We start from the raw sequence: 20,320 nt of genomic DNA, 5'->3' as shown, positions 1-20,320 counted from the left end.
TGACTGTCCGCCGCGCGCCGTTCGAACAAGGAAGCCATCATGACCGATCATGCTCTGAACACAGCTGAGGCGGTGCGGCCCGGCATCGGCTTCGTCGAGAAATATCTGACGGTGTGGGTGGCACTGTGCATCGTCGCGGGCATCGCGCTTGGCCATCTGCTGCCGGGCGTGTTCGGCGCCATCGCGTTGGCCGAGATCGCCAGGGTCAACATTCCTGTCGCCGTGCTGATCTGGCTGATGATCGTGCCGATGCTCTTGCGCGTCGATTTCGCCTCGCTGGCCAAGGTCGGCACCTATTGGCGCGGCATCGGCGTGACGCTGTTCATCAACTGGGCGGTGAAGCCGTTCTCGATGGCGCTGCTGGGCTGGCTCTTCATCGGCTGGTTGTTCCGGCCGTGGCTGCCCGCCGTGCAGATCGATTCCTACATTGCCGGGCTGATCATCCTTGCCGCGGCGCCCTGCACGGCGATGGTTTTCGTCTGGTCGAACCTGACGCGCGGCGAGCCGAATTTCACGCTGTCGCAGGTAGCGCTCAACGACGCTATCATGATCGTTGCTTTCGCGCCAATCGTCGGCCTGCTGCTCGGCCTGTCGGCGATCACCGTGCCATGGGGCACGCTGATGCTGTCGGTCGCACTCTACATCGTCGCGCCGGTGATCGTCGCGCAACTGGTTCGTGGCCGGCTGCTGGCAGCGAGGGGACAGGCCGGGCTTGAGGCCCTGCTTGCCACGCTGCAGCCCCTGTCGCTGGTTGCCTTGCTGGCGACGTTGGTGCTGCTGTTCGGCTTTCAGGGCGAGCAGATCATCGCGCAGCCATTGGTGATCGTGCTGCTGGCGGTGCCGATCCTGATCCAGGTCTATTTCAATTCCGGTCTTGCCTATCTGCTCAACCGCCTCAGCGGCGAACGACACTGCGTGGCTGGACCATCGGCGCTGATCGGCGCGTCGAACTTCTTCGAGCTGGCGGTGGCCGCCGCGATCGCGCTGTTCGGGCTGAATTCTGGCGCGGCCCTTGCCACTGTGGTCGGGGTGCTCATCGAGGTTCCGGTCATGCTGTCGGTGGTGTGGATCGTGAACCGCAGCAAGGGCTGGTACGAGATGGGCGGCGCCGTCCGGAATACCATGTCGGCTGAGAGGACCTCGAAATGACCATCACCATCTACCACAATCCCGATTGCGGCACGTCGCGCAACACGTTGGCCATGATCCGCCAGTCGGGCGAGGAGCCGGAGGTGATCGAATATCTGAAGACGCCGCCATCGCGCGAAAGGTTGGTCGACCTGATCGCGGCGATGGGCATTACACCGCGCGCCCTGCTGCGCGAGAAGGGCACACCCTATGCCGAACTCGGCCTTGCCGACCCGAAATGGTCCGACCAGCAGATCCTCGATTTCATGCTGGCACATCCGATCCTGATCAACCGGCCGATCGTCGTCAGTCCGCTCGGCGTCGTGCTGGCGCGGCCGTCGGAAAAGGTGCTGGACATTCTGCCCAATCCGGACATCGGCACGTTCACCAAGGAGGATGGCGAGGTGGTCATTTACGCCTCGGGCAAGCGCGCCGGCTGATGCTATTTCCATAATTTTTGAAATTGGGTTGACGGCGCGAAAAGTGCCGCGTAGCTTATTTCCATGAAACTCGAAAAAGCAGCCGCGCAGCTTGAAGCGCTCGGCAATCCGACGCGGCTTCAGCTCTATCGCATCCTGGTGCGGGCCGGTGATGACGGGCTTGCCGTCGGCAGCGTCCAGGGCAGGCTCGACATTCCGTCCTCCACGCTGTCGCATCACCTCAAACGGCTGGTCGATACCGGGCTTGTCACGCAGGAACGGCAAGCGACGACGCTGATCTGCCGCGCCAACTATCCCGGCATGAATGCGCTGATCGGCTATCTCGCCGACGAGTGCTGCGCGGATGCTGTCTGCGCGCCCGCCGTCGGCAAAGCACTGGCCTGATTTTTTTGCGCTTATAATTCGAACATACCGGAAGGATCGAATCTATGGACATGATGGCAAACCTTCCCGTCGCGGTAATTGGCGCCGGCCCGGTCGGCCTTGCCGCCGCGGCGCATCTGGTCGAGCGCGGCATCCGTCCGCTCATCCTGGAGCGCGGCGAAAGTGTTGGGGCCGCACTGCTCGAATGGGGCCATGTGCGGGTGTTCTCGCCTTGGGAATACAACATCGACGCGGCGGCGCGGGCGCTGCTCGACCGCTCCGGCTGGACGGCGCCGGACAGCCAGGGCCTGCCGACCGGCGGCGAGATCGTGCGCGACTATCTGGCGCCGCTTGGCCGGCTTCCGGCGATCGCCGCCAATCTGAAGCTCGGCGCCGAGGTCACCGCGATCACCCGTCAGGGGCACGACAAGGTCGCCAATGAAGGCCGCAAGGACGCGCCCTTCGTCATCCGCTACCGCGATGGCGGCGGTGAGCACCGCTTTCTCGCACGCGCCGTCATCGACGCATCCGGAACATGGTGGCGGCCAAACCCGATCGGCATCGACGGGCTGCCGGTTGCCGGCGAAGGCGCGGCGTCGGCGCGCATCGCCTATGGCATTCCCGACGTGGTCGGCAAGGCGAGAGAAGATTATGCGGGCAAGCGCGTCCTGGTCATCGGCGGCGGCCACTCGGCCATCAACGTCGCCCTGGCGCTGATGGAACTGCAGGATGGCGCGCCTGGCACCGAGATCTTCTGGGCGCTGCGGCACGCCAGCATCGAGAGATTGCTCGGCGGCGGGCTGAACGACCAGTTGCCGGAACGTGGTGCGCTCGGGCTGGCCGCCAGGCAGGCGATGGCGGACGGCAGGCTGAACATGCTGACGGGCTTCGCCGTCGAACGCATCGAGACGCAAGGCGAGAAGCTTGCCGTCGACGCCCACCTCGCCGGCAAGCCGTTCAGCATGGCCGTGGACCGCATCGTCGTCACCACCGGCTTCAGGCCAGACCTGTCGTTCCTCGGCGAAATCCGCATCGCGCTCGATCCCGTCGTCGAAGCGCCGCCGGCACTGGCGCCGCTGATCGATCCGAACTTCCACTCATGCGGCACGGTTCCCGCGCATGGCATTGCGGAACTCGCGCATCCCGAACCCGGTTTCACCATCGTCGGCTCGAAATCCTACGGCCGTGCCCCGACTTTCCTGATGGCGACCGGCTACGAGCAGGTCCGCTCGGTGGTGGCCGATATTGCCGGAGACCATGCCGCGGCCCGCGAGGTGCGGCTGGTGCTGCCGGAGACCGGCGTGTGCAGCGCCGTCGGTGTCGCGACGGTATCGGAAAGCGCCGGCTGCTGTGGCGGGCCTGCTCCCGCCGCTGTCGATGCCTGCTGCGTCAGGGATGCGGCCGCCAAGACAACGGGCGCGTCGGGTTGCGGCTGCGCAACCGATGCCGAGCCGAGAAGAGCCGTATCGGCCGGCATCGATGCCTGACCGATCCGTCCTGCGCAAGGCAATCTGGGCGCTTGGGCTGACCCAGATCATCGGCTACGGCACGCTCTATTACAGCTTCTCGATCCTGGCGCCGGCAATGGCACGCGAGTTCGGGCTCACGGAAGGCTGGGTATTCGCAGCCCTGTCGGCCTCGCTGTTTGCCGGCAGCCTGTTCGCGCCGACTGCCGGGCGGTGGGCCGACCGCTTCGGCGCCGGCCGCATCATGACCGTCGGCTCGGTCGCGGCGGCTGTGGCGCTGGCGCTGTGCGCCGTCGCACCCGGCCGCGTGAGCTTCGTTCTGGGATTGCTGGCGATGGAACTGGCCTCCAGCTTCGTCCTCTACAGCGCTGCCTTCGTGGCGATCGTGCAGGTCGGGGTTCCCCGGCCGCAACGCAGCATCACCCATCTGACGCTGATCGCCGGGTTTGCCTCTACCCTGTTCTGGCCGCTGACCTCGGCGCTGCATGCGCATCTCACATGGCGCGAGGTCTACCTTTTGTTCGCCGCTCTCAATCTCGGCCTATGCCTGCCGATCCACGCCTGGCTGATGCGCCTGTCGCGCCGGCAGGCGACGGTCACGCCGCATGAGCGCGGTTCCGCTCCCGATGAAGCGGGAATGCCGCTCGATGCGCGGCGCGGCCGGGCCGCATTCCTGCTGATGCTGGCGGGGTTCGCCACCGAGGGCTTCGTGCTGTCGGCGATCCTCATCCACATGGTGCCGCTGACGGCGGCCCTTGGGCTCGGCACCGCAGGCCTCTTCGTCTCGACCCTGTTCGGGCCGGCGCAGGTCGCCAGCCGGTTGATCAACATGCTGTTTGGCGGGCGGCTGCAGCAGACGCACCTTGCCGTCATTGCCGCGTCACTGCTCACGGCCGGGCTGTGTGCGCTGTTGCTGACCACGCCATGGCTGCCCGGCGCCTTCGTGTTCGTGTTCCTGTTCGGCCTCGGCTCCGGCCTCACCAGCATCGTCGGCGGCACCTTGCCGCTCGAACTCTTCGGCCGCGAAGGCTATGGCGCGCGGCTGGGATGGGCGAGCGCCGCCCGTCAGTTCACCTCGGCCTTCGCGCCGTTCGCGCTCGCCTTCATGATGACACGAACATCCGTCGCCAATTCCTTGTGGGTGCTGGTGGTCGTCGCCGCGAGCGGGGTCATCGCCTTCCTCGCCATCGCGCTGCTCAGGCGGCGCGGTGGCCCGGCAGCGTTTGCGATTGGCGGCAGCGCGGAAGAGGCGACCTGACCGCCCGCCTTTAGTGCCGCAGAATCTTGCTCAGGAAAGCGCGGCTGCGGTCGGTCTTGGGGTGTGAGAAGAACTCGTCGGGCGTGCCGCTTTCGACGATGGCGCCGGCGTCCATGAACACCACGCGCTGGGCGACCTTGCGGGCAAAGCCCATCTCGTGCGTCACCACCATCATGGTCATGCCTTCCTCGGCGACCGCGACCATGACGTCGAGCACTTCGGAAATCATCTCGGGATCGAGCGCCGAGGTCGGCTCGTCGAACAGCATGATTTTGGGCCGCATGCCGAGGCAACGCGCGATCGCCACGCGCTGCTGCTGGCCGCCGGAGAGCTGTGCTGGATAGGCATTGACCTTGTCGGCGAGGCCTACCTTGGCCAGCAATTCGCGGCCGGCCTTTTCGGCTTCGGCGCGCGGGATCTTGCGGACATGGATAGGAGCGAGCGTCACATTCTCGAGCGCGGTTTTGTGCGGGTAGAGGTTGAACGACTGGAAGACGAAGCCGATCTCGGTGCGCAGCTGAGTCATGTTGGTGGCGGGGTCGCCCAGGCGCTGGCCGTCGACGACGAGGTCGCCGTTCTTGATCGCCTCCAGGCCGTTGACGCAGCGGATCAGAGTGCTTTTGCCCGAGCCGCTCGGGCCGCAGACGACGACCACTTCGCGCGGTTCGACGCTGAGCGTGATGTCCTTGAGCACATTGAGCGAGCCGAACCATTTGTTGACGCCGCGAAAGTCGATCATGCCGGTTTTGGCAAGGCCCGTTTTGGTCATGTTTTCTGGACCTTTGAGGTTGGAAGTCACAACTGCACCTCGCCATGCGCCGCGCCCATGCGCTGCTCCAGCCGGCGGGCCAGCATGATCAGCGGATAGCAGACGATGAAATAGCCGGCGCCGACAAGGAAGAAGACCAGCAGGCCGTTGGGCACACGCTGCACCACCAGCCAGCCGACGCGGGTGAGGTCGGTGAGGCCGATGGCCGAGACGACGGAAGAATCCTTGATCAGCAGCACATACTGCCCGACCAGCGGCGGCAGCACGATGCGCATGGCCTGCGGCAGCACCACCTGGCGCATGCGCTGCCAGCGCGACAGGCCGGACGCCAGTGCCGCCTCGACCTGGCCGGTCGGTACCGAGCGGATGCCGGCGACGACGATCTCGCAGATGAAGCAGGCGGCGAGGTTGGTCAGCGCGATGATGCCGGCGGTGAAGGCGTCGAGCTCGATGCCGAACTCCGGCAGGATGAAGAAGATCAGGAAGATCTGCACCAGGAACGGCGTGCCGCGGATCAGGTCGACCCAGGCGCCGATCAAGCCCGAGATCAGCCGGTTGCCGCCGGTGCGCAAGATGCCGAGGCCGAAGCCGAGCATGGTGCCGAGCACCAGGCTGATCAGCGACAGCAACACGGTCATGCCGAGGCCGCGCAGGGCCAGTGGATAGGAGCCGGCGAGGCTTTGCAGTTGTTGCCAGATCATGTCCGCGCCCCCGCTGTGCCGAGCCAGCGGCTGGAGAGCCCAGCCAGTCCTTTCAGGCCGTAATAGAGCAGCAGATAGAAGGCGGCGATGGTGAGGAAACCTTCCGCCGGCATGAAGCGGTCGGAGGCGAGCAATTGGCCGGCGCGCGTCAGTTCGGAAACCGAGATCAGCGACAGAAGGGCGGAATCCTTGACCAGCACGATCGCCTGGCCGAGCAGCGGCGGGATCGTCACCTTGAAGGCTTGCGGCAGGACGACAAGGCGCATGCGCTGGACATAGGTCATGCCCGAAGCGACGCTGGCCTCGACCTGGCCACGCGGGATCGACAGGATACCGGCGCGAATGATTTCAGCGATATAGGCGCCGCTGTTCAGCGACAGCGCGAGGATGCCGACGACGAGTTCCGGCAGAACGAAGCCGAGCCGGGGCAGGCCGAAATAAAGAAAATAGAGCTGCGCCAGCAAGGGCGTGGCACGCACCGCATCGATATAGGCCTTGGCCGGGGCGCGAAACAGCCAGCCGCGCTGCAGATTCATGGCGCACAGCACGATGCCGACGATGAGCGCACCGACAAAGGACAGCGCCGACAGCCAAACGGTCGTGACCAGGCCCTGTCCGAACAACGGCAGGTATTCGACGATGGTGCGGAAACTGAAATTTTCGAGCATCGTTGGGTGAAATCCCCAGAGCGCAGGCAACGACAGATGAAACGAAATTCCGGGCGGCTTCGCGGCGTTTAAGATGCGCGCGAAACCGCCTGGATTTATCGCTGCTTAGTGATCCTTCTTCCAGGCGTCGGAATTGACCCAGTAGTCGAGGTTCTTCTGCAGGCGGCCGTCGATAGTGACCTGGTTGAGGAACAGGTTCATCCAGATCAACAGGTCCGGCTCATCATAGCGGGTGGCGAAGGCAAGCGGCTCCTTCGACAGAAGGTCCGGCATGATGGTGAAGGTGCCGGCCGGATAGGCGGTCGACTGGCCTTTGACCGCCGAGACGTCGTTGACGCCGCAATCGGCCTGGCCGTTGTTGACAGCGTCAAGCAGCAGCGGACCGCCGCCCTTGTAGCTCTTGATGTCGGCATCGGGGAAGGCGTTCTTGGCTTCCTTCTCGCCGGTGGCGCCGAGCAGCACGGCGATCTTGGTGCCCTTGGCCTTGCAGTCCTCGGTGGTCTTGAACTTGCTGTCGGCCTTGGTGAAGACGGTGCTGCCCGTGTACATGTAAGGCGTGGTGAAGGCGACCTTCATGCCGCGCGCCAGCGTCGGTGTCATGTCGGCGACCAGCAGGTCGGCCTTGCCCGACAGCAGCGCCGGGATCAAACCATCCCAGTCGAAGTCGAGGAAGGTGATTTTCACACCCATTTCCTTGGCCATCAGTTCGGCCAGTTCGACCGAACTGCCGGTGCGTTCGCCATTGGCGCCGACCAGCGAGAAGGGCGGTCCCTGGGTCTGCACGGCGACGCGCAATTCGCCGCGCTTGGTGATGTCGTCGAGCGTACCCGCACTGGCCGCAGCGGTGAGCCCGGCGAGCGCAAGCCCGGCGATGAAAAGTCTTCCGGCGATGAAAAGTCTGGCAATCTTCATTTCGGTATTCCTCCCTGTTGTCGTTAATGTGTGCCCGCGGTTCTCCTTGGGCTCCTTTTTGAGCGGCAGCGCCGTTGCCGGCGGCAGCCACCGTTCGAAAATCTTTCGCCTCAGTCCCGTGCCACCGTCTCGGAAACCGTGATGCCACGCCTGGCCAATTCATCGAAGAACCTGATGTCGGGCACATCCAGCAGCGGGTTCAAAAAGCCGGGTCTGGTGATCTCGCCCCTCGCCAGCATCTGCGCCACGATGCTGGCGGGATAGCCGACGCCGAGGCTCATGCCGAACAGGCCGGAAACGAGATCGCGTTCGATGATCAGGTCCGACGTCACCGTCTTGGCGCGGCCGCCTTCGAGGCCGGAAAAGACATTGCGCATCACGCAAAGATCCTTTTCGCCGGGGCCGTATTGCAATTGCGGGCCGAGCAGCCGGCCAAGGAATTCGCGCGGGCTGTTGGAGGTGCCGGGCACCTTGTCCTCAGAGAGGAAACCGAGTTCCTTCAACGGCGCCCAGAAGGCCGACCATCCCGGCCAGCGCAGTGTGTAGCGGCCGGAGCGGCGCAGCCCTTTTGCGGCGTCCAGCATCTCGACATAGTGCAGCGCGTCGCCATTGGGGAAGGCTTCGAGCCTGCCGAGGCCGGCAACCTCGATTTCATGGATGAACGGATTGTCGTGCTGCTGGCCGGCAGGCACTGCGACACGGTTCCCGTCCTCGATCATCACGCTGTCGCGGTTCTGGCTGACCAGGACCATGTCGAAATTCCAGCTCACCTTGTAGCACAGCGGCTTGGCCATCGCCTTCGGCTCGGGGATGCCGCCGCAATAGGAATCGATCGAAGAAATCGAGTCGAACTGCCTGGCGGCGCGCGCGTAGAGCACGAGGTCGATGCCGGGGTCGAGCCCGCATTCGGTCATGATCGAGACACCGGCCTGTTCGGCGGCCGGCGCCAGGTCGGCGATCGACTTGGCGTAGTTGGTGGTGACCAGCGGCGTGCGCGTGGCAATCGCGGCCGTTACCGCCTCGCGCATCAGCGGCTGCGGCAACAGGTCGATGACGGCGTCGACATCATCAAGCACAGTGGCCAGGGCCTGGCCGATCGCGCCCTCAGGCACCACGAAGCGCACGCGGGCAAGATCGGTCAGGCCGGCAAGCCGGGCAGGGCCGTCCGGCGCGGTGTCGACGCAGACAATTTCCTCGACGCCGTCACTGGCGACGAGGTCGGCGATTGCCGCCCGGCCTTGCAGGCCAAGGCCGCCGAGTACCGCGATCTTCATGCCGGCTCCTTACGATCGTCCGACCAGCAGCCTTCCGGCAGGCTGACCCATTTGTTGCAGGACGCCATGACGACGAAGGTCTCGCTGCGCACCACTTCGCCCGGCTCGCCGGCGCCGGGGATCAGTTCGCTGGTGACGCGGTAGAGGTCGGCGACGTCACCGGCCACCGTCACGTCGACGATGATATCGAAGCGCCCGGTGACCACCGAAGCCGAGTTGACGAAGGGCAGTTCGGCAATGCGCTGCGCCAGTTCGCGGGCCCGGCCGCGCCCTTGGGCATTGATGCCGACAATGGCGGAGATCAGCTCGGGGCGCTCGGTCAGGTTCAGCAGCCCGACGATCTTGAGCAGGTTGCGGTCGAGCAGGTTGCGCAGCCGCGAGCGCACCGTCGGCACCGAAATCGCCAATATCTCGGCGATCCGGTTGATGCCCGGCTGGGCGTCCTGCGACAGCTGTTTGACCAGCCGCCGATCGGTCAGATCGAGATGTTCCCGCAAAGTCCCCGTCTTTCACAAAAGGAAAAAAGTTTGGCGATTTTTTTGCCAATGTGCAAACAAGCTACGTCACGAATATTTGAAAAGCAAGGCAATGATTCAGCGCTGATGAGGATAGGTGCTCGCTGTCCGGCTCACGCCAGCGCTGTCGCGAGCAATTTTGCCTGCGGTGTCAACTCGTCGAAGCGGCGGGCGCAGAGGTTGAGCTGGCGCGTTGCCCAATCATCGGTCAGCCGCAGTGTGCGTAGCGTCCGCGCCGAGCGGCGGGCGGCACTTTCCGGCACGATGGCGATGCCGGCACCTTGCGCGACCAGCCGGCAGACATTGTCGAGGCCGGGAACGCGGATGCGGACATGCAGATGGCCGCCAAGGCGGGCCGCCTGGCGGGCGATGTGCTCCTGCAGCGCATGGCCGGTGCTGAGGCCGACGAAAGATTCGCCGAGAAGCTCAGTGAGGTTGACGGTGCGGCCTTCAAGGCCGGGCCGGTTTCGCGCGGCGATCACCACCAGCCGGTCGATGAAGAACGGTTTCTGCTCGAGGTGCGCAAGGCCGGCCCAGGTGGCGGCGATGCCGAGATCGGCCGCACCACTGGCCACGGCTTGCGCGATCTCATGGCTGGGGCGCTCGTCGAGCTCGATGTCGATGCCGGGGTGCGCGACAAGGAAGGCGGGCAGGATCTCGCGCAGCAACTCGGCTGTGGCGGCGGTGTTGGCCATCAGCCGGACGCGGGCGCGCAGGCCGGTGGCATAGGCGGCGAGGTCGCCGGCCATCGCTTCGATCTGGTTCTGCACGGCGCGCGCATGATGCAGCAGCGCCTGTCCGGCCGCCGTCGGCACCACCCCACGGCGCCGGCGCTCCAGCAGCGGCGCGCCGAGCCGCTCCTCCATGCCCTTGATGCGGGCGCTGGCCGACGCCAAGGCCAGTCCGGCAAGCTCGGCGCCATGGGTGATGCTGCCGCGTTCGGCGACCAGCAGGAACAGGCGGAGATCGACCAGATCGAAGCGCATTCTCTTGCTCCTGCGAATATTCAGCGCCGGGAAGGCGGTCGGCCAACCAGCCTTCGTCCTGGCCGAAGGCTGGCAGCGCAACTTCCACATTGTGATCGCCCAGGATTTTCGTCAAACAGTTTCGAAGGAGAATTGCGATGAACGAACGAACATCAGGGCGGCTCGGCATTCTTGAAAGCACGGCGATCGTGCTGGCCATTGCCGTGGCCGGCCTTGCCATGGCGCGAGCGGGATCAGGCCTGCGGGGATGCGCGGCGACGGTCGTATCCACCAGCCGCGATGCGGCGCCGGCAAAGGCCGCCAGCCCGAATGCCGACGCAACCGATATGCTGCTGCATGACTGATCCGGCCCTGAAGATACGATCATGCTGAGCGCCGGCATCCTCGCCTGGATCGGCGCCGTGTTCCTCGCCGCCGGCTTCGTCAAGGGCGTCGTCGGCATGGGGCTGCCGACCGTGGCGATGGGGCTGCTGGCGGTAACGATGCCGCCAGCACAGGCCGCGGCACTGCTGCTGATCCCGTCGCTGGTTACCAACCTCTGGCAATTGCTGACCGGCCCATCCTTCGGCCGGCTGTGCAAGCGGCTGTGGACGATGATGGCCGGCGTGATGCTTGGCACCGTTGCCGGCGCCGGCCTGCTCACCGGCACACACTCTGGCGTTGCCTCGGCCGGGCTCGGTGCGGCGCTGGTGCTTTACGCCATTCTCGGCCTGCTCAAGCTTGGCTTCACCACGCCGGCGCGCCGCGAAGCCTTGATGTCACCGCTGGTCGGGGTGGCGACCGGGCTGGTCACCGGCGCCACCGGCGTCTTCGTCATCCCGGCGGTGCCCTATCTGCAGTCGCTGCGGCTGGAGAAAGAAGACCTGATCCAGGCGCTCGGCCTGTCCTTCACCGTGTCGACGGCGGCGCTCGCCATCGGGTTGTTCAAGGCAGGCGCCCTGGCGTCGCCGAGTGCGCAACTGGTGGGGTCGGTCGCAGCCCTTGTGCCGGCGCTGGCCGGCATGTTCGCCGGCCAGGCGCTGCGCCAGAAGATGAGCGTCGAAACCTTCCGCAAAGTGTTCTTCGCGGGGTTGCTGGCGCTTGGGGTCTATCTCGTGGGGGAGTTGCTGTTCTAGGCGCCGGACTTCCCCAGAGCACTGGCAGGAAGTCGTCAGCCAATGCTTTCGCTGAGATCAGCGAGCGTGACCATGAGTGTCAACGGCTCGACCGGCGAGGGCTCGAACCCGATGGTGATGTAGAAAGCTCGGGCATCGTCGGAAATCGCATGCACCACTATGCCTTTGATGCCCAGTATTTCAGCAGCCTGGAGAATTCGTAGACCGGCATCCCTTACCAGCGCCCGACCGATGCCCCGACCGTGATAGGCTTGGTCTACGGCCAACCTGCCTAGCACTGCGACGGGGATCGGATCGGGCATGTTGCGCCGGAAACGGCTGGAAGCTTCGACCATTTTCACGGCGCCGCTGGCAACGGCATAGTAGCCAATCACACGGTTGCCTTTGCAAGTCACATAGGTCCGGGATGCACCGCCCGCTTGATTGGTGCGAGCACGTTTTTTCAACCAATCGTCGAGCGCTGTAATGCCCGACGAAAATTCCCCGAGTTCGTGATGATCCGCGAGTGGAACCGGGACCGACAGCGTCACGCAGCTTCCCACGGAGCCTTTGTCGTCATCGTGCGGCGCAATCGGTCGTTGGGCTGCGGCGGCGCGTCGAGGCGTGCCAGAAACGCAGCGTAGACATCCGGTTCGACGGTAAACACGAGACGGTTGAGCAACGCTTCCTCAGCGGCGCGTTGCGAGGCTTCAAGCATGAAGTCGGTGCGATTCTTACCGAGCAATTCGGCTGCGCGGTCGATCAGATTGCGAACTTCCGGCTTGACGCGGATGTTGAGCGGAACGCTCTTCGGCACCGGATGATGTGACGTTGGCATGGACGGCTCCTTCGTTGCGCATATCTAGCACAGCGTAACGACATTGTCATTACCCGGTCCGATAGAGCGCGATCCGTAGTAGCCCTACCGCACGACCAGCACCGGGATCTCCGTGTAGGACAGCACTTCCGCCGTCTGGCTGCCGAGGAGCAGCTTGCCTAGTCCGCGGCGGCCGTGCGAAGCCATGACGATCAGGTCGCAGCCCAGGGCCTGCGACAGTTCCAGAATGGCTTCGGCGGGCCGCTTGTCCTCGACATGCACGACCTCCGCCGAGACGCCGGCGGCGTCGGCCGATGCCTTGCACTTGTCAAGAACTTCCTTGGCGTATTTGCGCGCCTCTTCCTGATAGGCGGCCAGTTCATCGCCGGCGGCGTAGCCGGCCATGGCGCCGCCCCAGGCGAAGATCGGGAATTGTTCGGAGACGGTGATGAAAGTAACAGAGGCGCCGAGGCCCTTGGCCAATGTCAGGCCGTGGGTAACGCCCTTGTCGGCCAGTTCCGATCCGTCCGTGGCGATGAGCAAATGTTTGTACATGATGACATGACCTGTTGCGCAAGGGCCAATGCCCTTGAGGTGGCGGGAGCCTTGTGGAGGCTGGCCTTGATATAGTTGCGGCCTCGGGCCGATCACAGGGCCGGCCCCGCCGCGGATCAAGGCCAGGCGACCACGCAGTTTTGTACCAAGCGGATTCCCCTTTGCCGCATCGTCGCCTAAGGTGCGGGTGACATTGAAAGGCAGTCCATGAGCAACCCGTATCCCCAAATCCATCTGGTCCGGCATGGTGAGACGGCATGGAGCCTTTCGGGGCAGCATACCGGCCGCACCGACATGCCGTTGAGCCCGGTTGGCGAGGCCGCCGCGCGGGGTCTCGCGGACAGGCTCGAGGGCCTGTCTTTTTCGGCGGTATGGTCGAGCCCGTCGCAGCGCGCCTACAACACCAGCGTACTGGCCGGCTTCGGCGCGCAGAGCGTCAAGAAGGACGATCTGCAGGAGTGGGACTATGGCGCCTATGAGGGGCTGACGACAAAACAGATCCTGGCCGAGCGCCGCGGCTGGAATGTGTTTCGCGATGGGTGTCCAAAGGGCGAGACGGCGGCCGATGTCGGCGCGCGGGCCGACAGGATTATCGCTGGGCTGCGCGAGGCCAATGCCAGCATATTGGTGTTTTCCAGCGCGCATTTTCTGCGCGTGCTGGCGGCGCGCTGGATCGGGCTGCCGCCGGAAGGCGGCGCGCTGCTGGTGCTCGATACGGCCAGCATCAGCGTGCTCGGCTACGAGCATGATTTGAGCGAGCCGGTCATCCGGAAATGGAACCAGAAATAGAGCAGCTTCGGCCAGCGGCGCCGCTTACGCCTATCTGTTGAATTTCCTGATCGCCTCAGCGGTTACCGGCGTGAAGAAATTCACCAGATTGCCGTCAGGGTCGCGAAACAGCAGCGAGCGGTTGCCCCAGGGCATGGTGGTCGGCTTCTGCACAGTGATATTCCTGAGGAGGTCCGAGAGCCTGGCGAATTCAGCATCGACGTCGCCGACGCGGAACTCGATGATGGCGGTGTGGTTGTCGGCGGGGCGGGCGATGTCGCCGCCGAACAGCATCAAGGTGCGCGTGCTGCCGATCGCCAGCGTGCAGGTCGGCGTCGCCAGTTCGGCGAAGTCTTCCGTGTACACCGTCACGGGCATGCCGGTGATCTCACCGTAGAAGTGAACGAGACGCTGGACGTCCGACGTGATGATGCGGACGGAGACGAAATTCATTGCATTGGCTCCCTGATCGTTGAAGCCGTGGCCGGCTCCCATCCGACCTATAGGCCAGGCCTCCTGACAGCTTTCCGTCAGGAAGGATCGCCGTGCGGCTGCACCAGTGGCACGCCCTGCTTACCCCCTCAGCAGCGCCAACTCTTCTGCTGTCAAATGCCGTGCCGTACCCTTGGCGAGGTCGCCGAGCGGCAGGCGGCCGATAGCGATGCGGATGAGGCGCAGGATCTCGACGCCGTGCGCGGCGAGCAGGCGACGGATGTGGCGGTTACGGCCTTCGTCGAGCACGATCTCCAGCCAGGCGGTGCGGCCGCCACTGCGCAAAAGTTCGATCGCGTTCGCGGTGAGCACCTCGCCGTCGACGATCACGCCGGCGCGCAACGTCTCCAGCATCGGAGCATCCGGTACCGTGCCGATCTGCACGTGATAGGTTTTCGGCAGATGCGAAGCCGGGTCCATCAGCCGGTTGGCAAACCGGGTGTCGTTGGTCATCAGCAGCAGGCCTTCGCTCGCCTTGTCGAGGCGGCCGACCGGGGAGACGAAGGGCAAGTCGAGCCCTTCGAGGCAGGCATAGACGGTGTCGCGCTGCTGCGGGTCGTCGCGGGTGGTGACCAGCCCGCGCGGCTTGTTGAGCATGAGGTAGACCTTGCGCTCGGCAACCACCGGCCTGTCGTCGACGACGATGCGGTCGCGGTCGAGGTCGACGCGCAGCGCCGCATCGCGCACCACCTTGCCGCCTACACGCACGCGGCCTTCGGCGATCAGCACCTCGGCCTGCGTGCGCGAGCACAGGCCGAGCTTCGACAGCGCCCGGTTGAGACTGACGCCGGGCGCCGCCTGCCTGCCGCTCTGCCGTGTCTGCCGTGGTGTCATGGTGCCGCCTGCGCTGGTGGAGCCGACAGATGCCACGGGCTGCAATGGCTTCGCAAGCGTGGTGCTGTCTTCCTATACAGGGCAAGGGGCAATGGCGGCATCCGTACCGCTTGGAACAGCGATATTGTCGCCGCCGCATCCGCTATAATCTGCACCCCATGAGTGAGTCCGCTGCGCCGATAACCAAGACCGTCGTCATCGGTGCCGTGCCGGCCAAGGTCTGGCGGATACTAACGACGCCAGAAATGATCCCGCAATGGATGTCCGACGAGGAGTTGACCGTCAGCCTGCAAGGGCAGGCCGGCGGCGCGATCGTCATGCGCGGACTGCTGCACGGAATACCGTTCGAAAACCACGGCACCATCCGCACTTTTGAGCCGGGAATGAGCTTCGCCTACAGCTATTGGAGCACGCTGTCGGCCTCGCGGCTGGCGGACGTGCCCGAAAACCACACGGTGGTCAGCTTCTATCTCGCGCCGGTGGATGGGGGGACGCTGCTGACGCTGACGCTCAGCGACTTCGCCGAACCGGCAATCCGTCCGCATGCCAATCTTTACTGGGGTCCGACCTTGCAGATGCTGAAGGCGGTCTGCGAGCGCGCTTGAGGGCGGGCGTCATCGCAGCGGATGGGTCGTCCTGCCCTTACTCTTTGGGGTGCCGGGCGAGAGCCAGCGCGCGGATGCGGTCGGCGACGGCGCTGTCGACCGGGTTGTAGACGGTCAGGCTCAGATCCGGCCGGCCGTCGACCGCGAAGCCCGAATATTCCAGCTCGATATCGCCAAGTTCCGGGTGCTTCAGGCGCTTTGTCCCGTCGCCATGGCTGAGCACGCCGTTTTCCCGCCACAGGGCGGCAAACTCGGGGCTGGCGCTGCAGAGTTCGTCGACGAGTTCACGCACCTCGGAGACAGCGCCGGCGCGTGCCGCATCGGCCCGGAACGCGCCCACCACGAAACGGGCGAGGTTTTGCCAGTCGTGCTGCCTGGCGCGGATATGGGGACTGAGGAACATGAAGCGCAGAATGTTGCGCTCGCCCTCGGGCAGGGTGCTGTAGTCGGTCAGCACGACCCTCGCGGCACGGTTCCAGGCAACGACGTCCCAGGTGGCGGTCCTGACTATGGCGGGGCTGGCATCGAGCGTGTCGATGAGGCGCTGCAGCCGGGGGCTGACGCCTTCGACGCCCCTGTAGCGGACCTCGGGCGGGCGCCCCAGCCCGAGCATGAAAAGATGTTCGCGCTCCGCCTCGGTCAGCAGCAGCCCCTTGGCGATGCGGTTGAGGACATCGGCCGAGGGTGCGCCGCCGCGGCCCTGTTCCAGCCATGTGTACCAGGTCGGGCTGATGTTGGCGCGCTGTGCGACCTCTTCGCGGCGCAGCCCCGGCGTGCGTCTGCGTCCGGAAAACCCGAATGATGCGGGATCAAGCCGGGTACGCCGGTCTTTGAGGAACGCTGCTAGTGAGCCGGAATTGGAAGGCATCCTGTTAGCCATTATACCACGATAAGATCACTACTTTAATAGAATAATAGACCAGCAATATTACGCAGGCAACTGTACAGGAGATTTTGCATGCGTATCTTTCTCACCGGCGCGACCGGTTTCATCGGTTCGGCGATCGTTCCCGAACTCATCAAGGCAGGCCACCAGGTGGTCGGCGTGACCCGCTCCGACGCCGGCGCCGAGGCGCTGGCCGCCGCCGGTGCTGAAGTGCATCGCGGAACGCTCGAGGAGCCCGAAGGGCTGTGCGATGGCGCGGCCAAGGCGGACGGCGTGATCCACACGGCATTCGACCACGACTTTTCGCGGTTTGCCGAGAATTGCGAAAAGGACAAACGCGTCATCGCGGCACTGGGCGCCGCGCTCGCCGGCTCCGACCGGCCGCTGGTGATCACCTCCGGCGTCGGCATGGGCAGCCCCGGACATGGCCAGTTGGCGATCGAGGACGTCTTCAACGCCAGTCATCCCAATCCGCGCATCGCCTCGGAGCTGGCCGGCAATGCCTTGCTGGACGCCGGCATCAATGTGTCGGTGGTGCGGCTGCCGCAGGTCCACAATCCGGTCAAGCAAGGCCTTATCACGCCGCTCATCGAGATCGCGCGTGAAAGGGGCGTCTCGGCCTATGTCGGCGAAGGCCGCAATCGCTACTCCGCGGGCCACCTCCTCGATGCGGCGCGGCTTTACCGGCTCGCCGTGGAAAAGCGGCAGCCGGGCGCGCGCTATCACGCGGTCGGCGAGGAAGGTGTCGAAGTGCGCGCTATCGCCGAGGCGCTCGGCCGGGGTTTGAAATTGCCGGTGGTTTCCATTGCGCCGGAAAAGGCGGCGGAGCATTTCGGCTGGATGGCGATGTTCGCGCCGATGGATCTGCCGTCCTCCAGCGCTCTGACCCAGGCACGGCTCGGCTGGCACCCCACCGGCCCGACGCTGATCGCCGATCTCGACGCCATGCGGTATTGATGCGCTTAGCAACGCTCGAGGTGAGCTGAAGTCTCTGACTTCGTCATCCCTCCCTAGACGAAGCAGGAGCGCAGCTCCGTCGCGGAGACCCTGGGCCACGCCGCGACCTTTCGGGATTATGCTCCAGGGCTGACCGCGTAGCGCAGATGGACGAGCCCATGCGCCAGCGCCTCGCAGCTCTTCAGGGACAGCTGCGTCTTGCCCGCCAGGCCGCTCTCGCCGAACTCGACGAAACCCTGATTGGCGGCCCGCCCGTCGATCGCGGGTGCAACGAGAAGGCTCAATTCATCGACGAGCCCGGCGGCGAGGAAGGAACCGTTGATGCTGGCGCCGCCCTCGAGCAGCAGCCGGCTTATGCCGAGTTCGCGTCCGAGGACCTCAAGCATGGCGGCGAGATCGATATCGCCGGTTTCCGCGACGATATAGGACACGCCGTCGGCGGCAAGCTCTGCCAAATGGCTGTCGGCAACGTCGCGCCCAAGCAGCACCACGACATGGTCGCCACCGATGTCGGGTTTGGAAAAGTGAAGCTTGCCCGAGGCATCGAGCGCCACGGCATAACTGCCCGCACCTATTTGCGCGAAATGATAGGGCCGGTCGACCTTGCCGGCATTGGCCGGCGGATGCGCGCCGGCCTTGCTCATCTCGGCCATGGTGACGCGCCCGACGATCCAGGCATCAGCCGCGAGATCATTATGGATATGCTCGTAGAGGCTCGACCACTCGGCCCGGGTGCCATCGGGGCTCGAGGTATAGCGGCTGGGGTGGAGGCTGCCGTCAAGGGATGCCAGCATATGGCAGATGATTTGCGGCTTCATGTTGTTCTCCAGTCGAGTGCTTTGGGTTCAGTCCAAAGTAGTGCCACGCCGGGAGAATGGAAGCCGCACGCCTCATGACGTACCCAGCCGTTGAGACGGCATGTGCCGGCAGGTATCATGACCGGATGTCCGCGAACATAATCCTGTTTCATTCGGTTCTGGGGCTGCGCGAGCACGAGCGGCATCTCGCTGGAAAGCTGGGCGCCGCCGGTCACGCCGTTTCGCTGCCGGACCTCTATGGGGGCGTGGCGACGGACGATCTCGAGCAAGGCTTCGCGATCAAGGCGCGGATCGGCTGGGAGGTCATTTGCCAAAGGGCGCGCGATGCCCTGGCCTCGACGCCCGGCGATACGGTGCTGGCGGGGATTTCGATGGGTGCAGGCGTGGTCGCGTCAGTCTGGGCCTTGCGGCCGCTGACGGCCAAGGTGCTGCTGTTGCATGGGCTGGCAACCGTGCCTGCGAACATCCGGCCCGGCCTGCCGGTTCAATTGCATGTCGCCGACACCGATCCGTTCTTCCCCGAGCCGGATGTCCGCGCCTGGCAGCACGCCGCCGAGGCCGCGCAAACCGATGTGCGGATCTTCCGCTATCCAAACTCGGGACATTATTTCTCGGATCCAGCTCTGCCCGACTACAACGACACAGCCGCGGCGCTGCTTTGGCAGCGTGTTCTGGCGTTCCTGGATTGAGAAGCAGAGGGGCGGCCTTGCAATGGAGGTCTTCCGACAAAGCGGCCCCCACGCCGGAAATCCAAAATCCGACAATTCCGATAATTTGCCTGGCACCGCTGTTATATCGATGTTGCACAAATGGTTGGCCCTGGGTTAGCATCCCTGCGCAGGCGTCGGTGGGAGGCTCTTTTTACAGCGGCGGCCAGCTGGAGCGGCATGCGTTTTCGGGCGCAGGGAGGATGCTCCACACTTTGAACCGACGCATGATCCTTCCTGAAACCGATCCCGGTTTTCGGGTCGTGCGTTCTTGTGGAGGAGGATCCCATGAACAGACGTGAATTCCTGCTGTCGTCCGCGGCTTTCGGCGCCATGATGGTTGCCGCGCCTTCTGTGTTTGCGCAGGACAAGCTCACTATCCTTGGCTCGGTGCCCAGTCTCGGCTTTCCGTTCTTCGTGCACATGCTGAACGAGATCAAGGCGGAAGCCGCCACGCAAGGCGTCAATCTGACCGAAAGCGACGGCCAGAACTCGGCCACCAAGCAGACCGCCGACATCGAGGCCGCCCTGGTGCAGAAGGTCAACGCCATCGTCATCTCGCCGCTCGACGTCAACGCCCTGGCGCCGGCCATCGAGGAAGCGGTCAAGGCCGGCGTTCCCGTGGTGACGATCGACCGCCGCGTAGACGGCGTCGAGGGCATCCTCGCCCATGTTGGCGCCGACAATGTGAAGGGCGGCGAGGCGGAAGCCAACGCCGTGGTGGCGGCGTTTCCCAACGGTGCCAAGCTGTTCCATCTGCAGGGCCAGCCCGGCGCCGGCCCGGCGATCGACCGCAACAAGGGCGTGCACAATGTGCTCGATCCTCTGAAGGACAAGTATCAGATCGTCTTCGAGCAGACCGCCAACTTCGCCCGCGCCGAGGCGCTGTCGGTGACCGAGGCTGGCCTTGCCGCCAACGGCAAACCCGACGCCATCGTCTGCGCCAATGACGACATGGCGCTGGGCGCCATGGAGGCTTGTGCCGCGCGCAACTTCACCGACGTCAAGATCTACGGCTTCGATGCACTGCCCGAAGCGCTGGTCGCCGTACGCGACGGCAAGCTTGCGGGCACCGTCGAGCAATTCCCCGGCGAGCAGTCGCGCACTGCGGTGCGCATCGCGGTGGCCTTTGCCAAGGACAAGACCGAGCCGAAGGAGAAGCTGGTGCTGCTGACGCCAATCGTCATCGGCAAGGACAATCTCGACAAGGCGGAGCGGATTGGCGAGACGAAGTAGGGGTTTGGCGGGGATCGGCCGATTGGCAAAGCCGGCGGGACAGCGCCCCCCTCTGTCCTGCCGGACATCTC

General features: G+C 64.8%; 26 protein-coding genes. 12 read left to right on the top strand and 14 right to left on the bottom strand.

All coding sequences use genetic code 11. The annotated features are described in order from the left end of the window. Positions 1 to 39: 39 nt before the first annotated feature. The 5 genes from arsB to arsK all read left to right on the top strand — a co-directional run bounded on the left by arsB (position 40) and on the right by arsK (position 4,655). Positions 40 to 1,149 carry an ACR3 family arsenite efflux transporter gene (arsB, locus tag A4R29_RS19790; protein ID WP_063168659.1) on the top strand — a complete coding sequence of 370 codons (1,110 nt, stop codon included), beginning with the start codon at positions 40 to 42 and terminating at the stop codon, positions 1,147 to 1,149. Then, entirely contained in the window at positions 1,146 to 1,568 is a 423-nt protein-coding gene (arsC, locus tag A4R29_RS19785) for an arsenate reductase (glutaredoxin) (protein ID WP_063172667.1), read from the top strand. Before arsB ends, arsC begins: the two co-directional genes overlap by 4 nt. Positions 1,569 to 1,631: 63 nt before the next feature. After that, positions 1,632 to 1,952, top strand: coding sequence for an ArsR/SmtB family transcription factor (locus A4R29_RS19780; RefSeq protein ID WP_013530552.1), 321 nt, complete (start codon positions 1,632 to 1,634; stop codon positions 1,950 to 1,952). 44 nt (positions 1,953 to 1,996) lie between these two features. Further along, positions 1,997 to 3,418 carry an NAD(P)-binding domain-containing protein gene (locus A4R29_RS19775; protein WP_082827458.1) on the top strand — a complete coding sequence of 474 codons (1,422 nt, stop codon included), beginning with the start codon at positions 1,997 to 1,999 and terminating at the stop codon, positions 3,416 to 3,418. Beyond that, complete coding sequence (arsK, locus tag A4R29_RS19770) at positions 3,411 to 4,655, top strand: arsenite efflux MFS transporter ArsK (protein ID WP_063172666.1); 1,245 nt, start codon at positions 3,411 to 3,413, stop codon at positions 4,653 to 4,655. Before A4R29_RS19775 ends, arsK begins: the two co-directional genes overlap by 8 nt. A 10-nt stretch (positions 4,656 to 4,665) precedes the next feature. On the opposite strand, the gene A4R29_RS19765 is transcribed toward arsK, so the two are convergent. The 7 genes from A4R29_RS19765 to A4R29_RS19735 all read right to left on the bottom strand — a co-directional run bounded on the left by A4R29_RS19765 (position 4,666) and on the right by A4R29_RS19735 (position 10,480). Further along, complete coding sequence (locus tag A4R29_RS19765) at positions 4,666 to 5,424, bottom strand: amino acid ABC transporter ATP-binding protein (RefSeq protein WP_013530555.1); 759 nt, start codon at positions 5,422 to 5,424, stop codon at positions 4,666 to 4,668. A gap of 26 nt (positions 5,425 to 5,450) precedes the next feature. Next, positions 5,451 to 6,125 (bottom strand): amino acid ABC transporter permease, encoded by a 675-nt coding sequence (locus tag A4R29_RS19760; RefSeq protein ID WP_063172665.1) that lies wholly within the window; start codon positions 6,123 to 6,125, stop codon positions 5,451 to 5,453. Beyond that, positions 6,122 to 6,793 carry an amino acid ABC transporter permease gene (locus tag A4R29_RS19755; RefSeq protein ID WP_013530557.1) on the bottom strand — a complete coding sequence of 224 codons (672 nt, stop codon included), beginning with the start codon at positions 6,791 to 6,793 and terminating at the stop codon, positions 6,122 to 6,124. Before A4R29_RS19755 ends, A4R29_RS19760 begins: the two co-directional genes overlap by 4 nt. 105 nt (positions 6,794 to 6,898) lie before the next feature. Beyond that, a complete protein-coding gene (locus tag A4R29_RS19750; RefSeq protein ID WP_013530558.1) occupies positions 6,899 to 7,705 on the bottom strand; it encodes an ABC transporter substrate-binding protein in 807 nt (268 codons plus the stop codon). A 110-nt stretch (positions 7,706 to 7,815) separates the two neighbouring features. Then, the gene (locus A4R29_RS19745; RefSeq protein ID WP_013530559.1) at positions 7,816 to 8,979 is read right to left on the bottom strand and encodes a saccharopine dehydrogenase family protein; all 1,164 of its coding nucleotides are present in this window, start codon (positions 8,977 to 8,979) and stop codon (positions 7,816 to 7,818) included. Further along, a complete protein-coding gene (locus A4R29_RS19740; protein ID WP_024501775.1) occupies positions 8,976 to 9,476 on the bottom strand; it encodes an Lrp/AsnC family transcriptional regulator in 501 nt (166 codons plus the stop codon). The genes A4R29_RS19745 and A4R29_RS19740 overlap by 4 nt, the downstream gene beginning before the upstream one ends. Positions 9,477 to 9,607: 131 nt before the next feature. Further along, complete coding sequence (locus A4R29_RS19735; RefSeq protein ID WP_013530561.1) at positions 9,608 to 10,480, bottom strand: LysR substrate-binding domain-containing protein; 873 nt, start codon at positions 10,478 to 10,480, stop codon at positions 9,608 to 9,610. Between the two features lie 137 nt (positions 10,481 to 10,617). On the opposite strand from A4R29_RS19735, the gene A4R29_RS19730 reads away from it, so the two are divergent. Both A4R29_RS19730 and A4R29_RS19725 read left to right on the top strand, forming a co-directional pair. Then, the gene (locus A4R29_RS19730) at positions 10,618 to 10,824 is read left to right on the top strand and encodes a hypothetical protein (protein ID WP_063172664.1); all 207 of its coding nucleotides are present in this window, start codon (positions 10,618 to 10,620) and stop codon (positions 10,822 to 10,824) included. A 21-nt stretch (positions 10,825 to 10,845) separates the two neighbouring features. Continuing rightward, positions 10,846 to 11,595: a sulfite exporter TauE/SafE family protein gene (locus tag A4R29_RS19725; RefSeq protein ID WP_063172663.1), complete on the top strand. Its 750-nt coding sequence runs from the start codon at positions 10,846 to 10,848 to the stop codon at positions 11,593 to 11,595. Between the two features lie 35 nt (positions 11,596 to 11,630). Here A4R29_RS19725 and A4R29_RS19720 read toward each other — a convergent pair whose 3' ends face one another. From A4R29_RS19720 to A4R29_RS19710, 3 genes are all read right to left on the bottom strand, one after another. After that, positions 11,631 to 12,125: a GNAT family N-acetyltransferase gene (locus tag A4R29_RS19720; RefSeq protein WP_063168651.1), complete on the bottom strand. Its 495-nt coding sequence runs from the start codon at positions 12,123 to 12,125 to the stop codon at positions 11,631 to 11,633. Beyond that, positions 12,122 to 12,412: a type II toxin-antitoxin system TacA family antitoxin gene (locus A4R29_RS19715; RefSeq protein WP_013530564.1), complete on the bottom strand. Its 291-nt coding sequence runs from the start codon at positions 12,410 to 12,412 to the stop codon at positions 12,122 to 12,124. Before A4R29_RS19715 ends, A4R29_RS19720 begins: the two co-directional genes overlap by 4 nt. Before the next feature lie 84 nt (positions 12,413 to 12,496). Continuing rightward, on the bottom strand, positions 12,497 to 12,946 hold the full coding sequence (locus A4R29_RS19710; RefSeq protein ID WP_027160859.1) for a universal stress protein: 450 nt from the start codon (positions 12,944 to 12,946) through the stop codon (positions 12,497 to 12,499). A 207-nt stretch (positions 12,947 to 13,153) separates the two neighbouring features. On the opposite strand from A4R29_RS19710, the gene A4R29_RS19705 reads away from it, so the two are divergent. Then, entirely contained in the window at positions 13,154 to 13,735 is a 582-nt protein-coding gene (locus tag A4R29_RS19705; RefSeq protein WP_063172662.1) for a histidine phosphatase family protein, read from the top strand. A 30-nt stretch (positions 13,736 to 13,765) separates the two neighbouring features. Here the strand turns inward: A4R29_RS19705 and A4R29_RS19700 are convergent, their stop codons facing one another. Beyond that, on the bottom strand, positions 13,766 to 14,167 hold the full coding sequence (locus A4R29_RS19700) for a VOC family protein (RefSeq protein WP_063173748.1): 402 nt from the start codon (positions 14,165 to 14,167) through the stop codon (positions 13,766 to 13,768). A gap of 120 nt (positions 14,168 to 14,287) precedes the next feature. Then, a complete protein-coding gene (locus A4R29_RS19695; RefSeq protein WP_063172661.1) occupies positions 14,288 to 15,040 on the bottom strand; it encodes a pseudouridine synthase in 753 nt (250 codons plus the stop codon). 158 nt (positions 15,041 to 15,198) lie between these two features. Here A4R29_RS19695 and A4R29_RS19690 point away from each other — a divergent pair, with 158 nt between their 5' ends. Continuing rightward, a complete protein-coding gene (locus A4R29_RS19690; RefSeq protein ID WP_063172660.1) occupies positions 15,199 to 15,645 on the top strand; it encodes an SRPBCC family protein in 447 nt (148 codons plus the stop codon). A gap of 37 nt (positions 15,646 to 15,682) precedes the next feature. Here A4R29_RS19690 and A4R29_RS19685 read toward each other — a convergent pair whose 3' ends face one another. Continuing rightward, on the bottom strand, positions 15,683 to 16,525 hold the full coding sequence (locus A4R29_RS19685; RefSeq protein ID WP_063172659.1) for a helix-turn-helix transcriptional regulator: 843 nt from the start codon (positions 16,523 to 16,525) through the stop codon (positions 15,683 to 15,685). Positions 16,526 to 16,603: 78 nt separating this feature from the next. Between A4R29_RS19685 and A4R29_RS19680 the strand changes: the two genes are divergently transcribed. Further along, positions 16,604 to 17,488: an SDR family oxidoreductase gene (locus tag A4R29_RS19680; RefSeq protein ID WP_024501766.1), complete on the top strand. Its 885-nt coding sequence runs from the start codon at positions 16,604 to 16,606 to the stop codon at positions 17,486 to 17,488. Between the two features lie 116 nt (positions 17,489 to 17,604). On the opposite strand, the gene A4R29_RS19675 is transcribed toward A4R29_RS19680, so the two are convergent. Further along, positions 17,605 to 18,306, bottom strand: coding sequence for a RibD family protein (locus A4R29_RS19675; RefSeq protein WP_013530572.1), 702 nt, complete (start codon positions 18,304 to 18,306; stop codon positions 17,605 to 17,607). Positions 18,307 to 18,431: 125 nt separating this feature from the next. Here A4R29_RS19675 and A4R29_RS19670 point away from each other — a divergent pair, with 125 nt between their 5' ends. After that, complete coding sequence (locus A4R29_RS19670) at positions 18,432 to 18,995, top strand: dienelactone hydrolase family protein (protein WP_063172658.1); 564 nt, start codon at positions 18,432 to 18,434, stop codon at positions 18,993 to 18,995. Between the two features lie 306 nt (positions 18,996 to 19,301). Continuing rightward, on the top strand, positions 19,302 to 20,249 hold the full coding sequence (locus A4R29_RS19665; protein WP_013530574.1) for a substrate-binding domain-containing protein: 948 nt from the start codon (positions 19,302 to 19,304) through the stop codon (positions 20,247 to 20,249). Positions 20,250 to 20,320 lie beyond the last annotated feature (71 nt).

The organism is Mesorhizobium ciceri biovar biserrulae (genome assembly GCF_001618845.1).
GTDB lineage: Bacteria > Pseudomonadota > Alphaproteobacteria > Rhizobiales > Rhizobiaceae > Mesorhizobium > Mesorhizobium ciceri.
This window is presented reverse-complemented; position numbering and strand designations above follow the sequence as displayed.

What these genes read in the sequence shown, in the direction of transcription:
- A4R29_RS19765 (WP_013530555.1), bottom strand. Translation starts at nt 5,424, where the DNA reads ATGACCAAAACGGGCCTTGCCAAAACCGGCATGATCGACTTTCGCGGC.
- A4R29_RS19725 (WP_063172663.1), top strand. Translation starts at nt 10,846, where the DNA reads ATGCTGAGCGCCGGCATCCTCGCCTGGATCGGCGCCGTGTTCCTCGCC.
- A4R29_RS19675 (WP_013530572.1), bottom strand. Translation starts at nt 18,306, where the DNA reads ATGAAGCCGCAAATCATCTGCCATATGCTGGCATCCCTTGACGGCAGC.
- A4R29_RS19710 (WP_027160859.1), bottom strand. Translation starts at nt 12,946, where the DNA reads ATGTACAAACATTTGCTCATCGCCACGGACGGATCGGAACTGGCCGAC.
- A4R29_RS19695 (WP_063172661.1), bottom strand. Translation starts at nt 15,040, where the DNA reads ATGACACCACGGCAGACACGGCAGAGCGGCAGGCAGGCGGCGCCCGGC.
- A4R29_RS19670 (WP_063172658.1), top strand. Translation starts at nt 18,432, where the DNA reads ATGTCCGCGAACATAATCCTGTTTCATTCGGTTCTGGGGCTGCGCGAG.
- A4R29_RS19780 (WP_013530552.1), top strand. Translation starts at nt 1,632, where the DNA reads ATGAAACTCGAAAAAGCAGCCGCGCAGCTTGAAGCGCTCGGCAATCCG.
- A4R29_RS19665 (WP_013530574.1), top strand. Translation starts at nt 19,302, where the DNA reads ATGAACAGACGTGAATTCCTGCTGTCGTCCGCGGCTTTCGGCGCCATG.
- A4R29_RS19715 (WP_013530564.1), bottom strand. Translation starts at nt 12,412, where the DNA reads ATGCCAACGTCACATCATCCGGTGCCGAAGAGCGTTCCGCTCAACATC.
- A4R29_RS19700 (WP_063173748.1), bottom strand. Translation starts at nt 14,167, where the DNA reads ATGAATTTCGTCTCCGTCCGCATCATCACGTCGGACGTCCAGCGTCTC.
- A4R29_RS19680 (WP_024501766.1), top strand. Translation starts at nt 16,604, where the DNA reads ATGCGTATCTTTCTCACCGGCGCGACCGGTTTCATCGGTTCGGCGATC.
- arsC (WP_063172667.1), top strand. Translation starts at nt 1,146, where the DNA reads ATGACCATCACCATCTACCACAATCCCGATTGCGGCACGTCGCGCAAC.
- A4R29_RS19685 (WP_063172659.1), bottom strand. Translation starts at nt 16,525, where the DNA reads ATGGCTAACAGGATGCCTTCCAATTCCGGCTCACTAGCAGCGTTCCTC.
- A4R29_RS19750 (WP_013530558.1), bottom strand. Translation starts at nt 7,705, where the DNA reads ATGAAGATTGCCAGACTTTTCATCGCCGGAAGACTTTTCATCGCCGGG.
- A4R29_RS19745 (WP_013530559.1), bottom strand. Translation starts at nt 8,979, where the DNA reads ATGAAGATCGCGGTACTCGGCGGCCTTGGCCTGCAAGGCCGGGCGGCA.
- arsB (WP_063168659.1), top strand. Translation starts at nt 40, where the DNA reads ATGACCGATCATGCTCTGAACACAGCTGAGGCGGTGCGGCCCGGCATC.
- A4R29_RS19755 (WP_013530557.1), bottom strand. Translation starts at nt 6,793, where the DNA reads ATGCTCGAAAATTTCAGTTTCCGCACCATCGTCGAATACCTGCCGTTG.
- A4R29_RS19735 (WP_013530561.1), bottom strand. Translation starts at nt 10,480, where the DNA reads ATGCGCTTCGATCTGGTCGATCTCCGCCTGTTCCTGCTGGTCGCCGAA.
- A4R29_RS19690 (WP_063172660.1), top strand. Translation starts at nt 15,199, where the DNA reads ATGAGTGAGTCCGCTGCGCCGATAACCAAGACCGTCGTCATCGGTGCC.
- A4R29_RS19760 (WP_063172665.1), bottom strand. Translation starts at nt 6,125, where the DNA reads ATGATCTGGCAACAACTGCAAAGCCTCGCCGGCTCCTATCCACTGGCC.
- A4R29_RS19705 (WP_063172662.1), top strand. Translation starts at nt 13,154, where the DNA reads ATGAGCAACCCGTATCCCCAAATCCATCTGGTCCGGCATGGTGAGACG.
- A4R29_RS19730 (WP_063172664.1), top strand. Translation starts at nt 10,618, where the DNA reads ATGAACGAACGAACATCAGGGCGGCTCGGCATTCTTGAAAGCACGGCG.
- A4R29_RS19775 (WP_082827458.1), top strand. Translation starts at nt 1,997, where the DNA reads ATGGACATGATGGCAAACCTTCCCGTCGCGGTAATTGGCGCCGGCCCG.
- arsK (WP_063172666.1), top strand. Translation starts at nt 3,411, where the DNA reads ATGCCTGACCGATCCGTCCTGCGCAAGGCAATCTGGGCGCTTGGGCTG.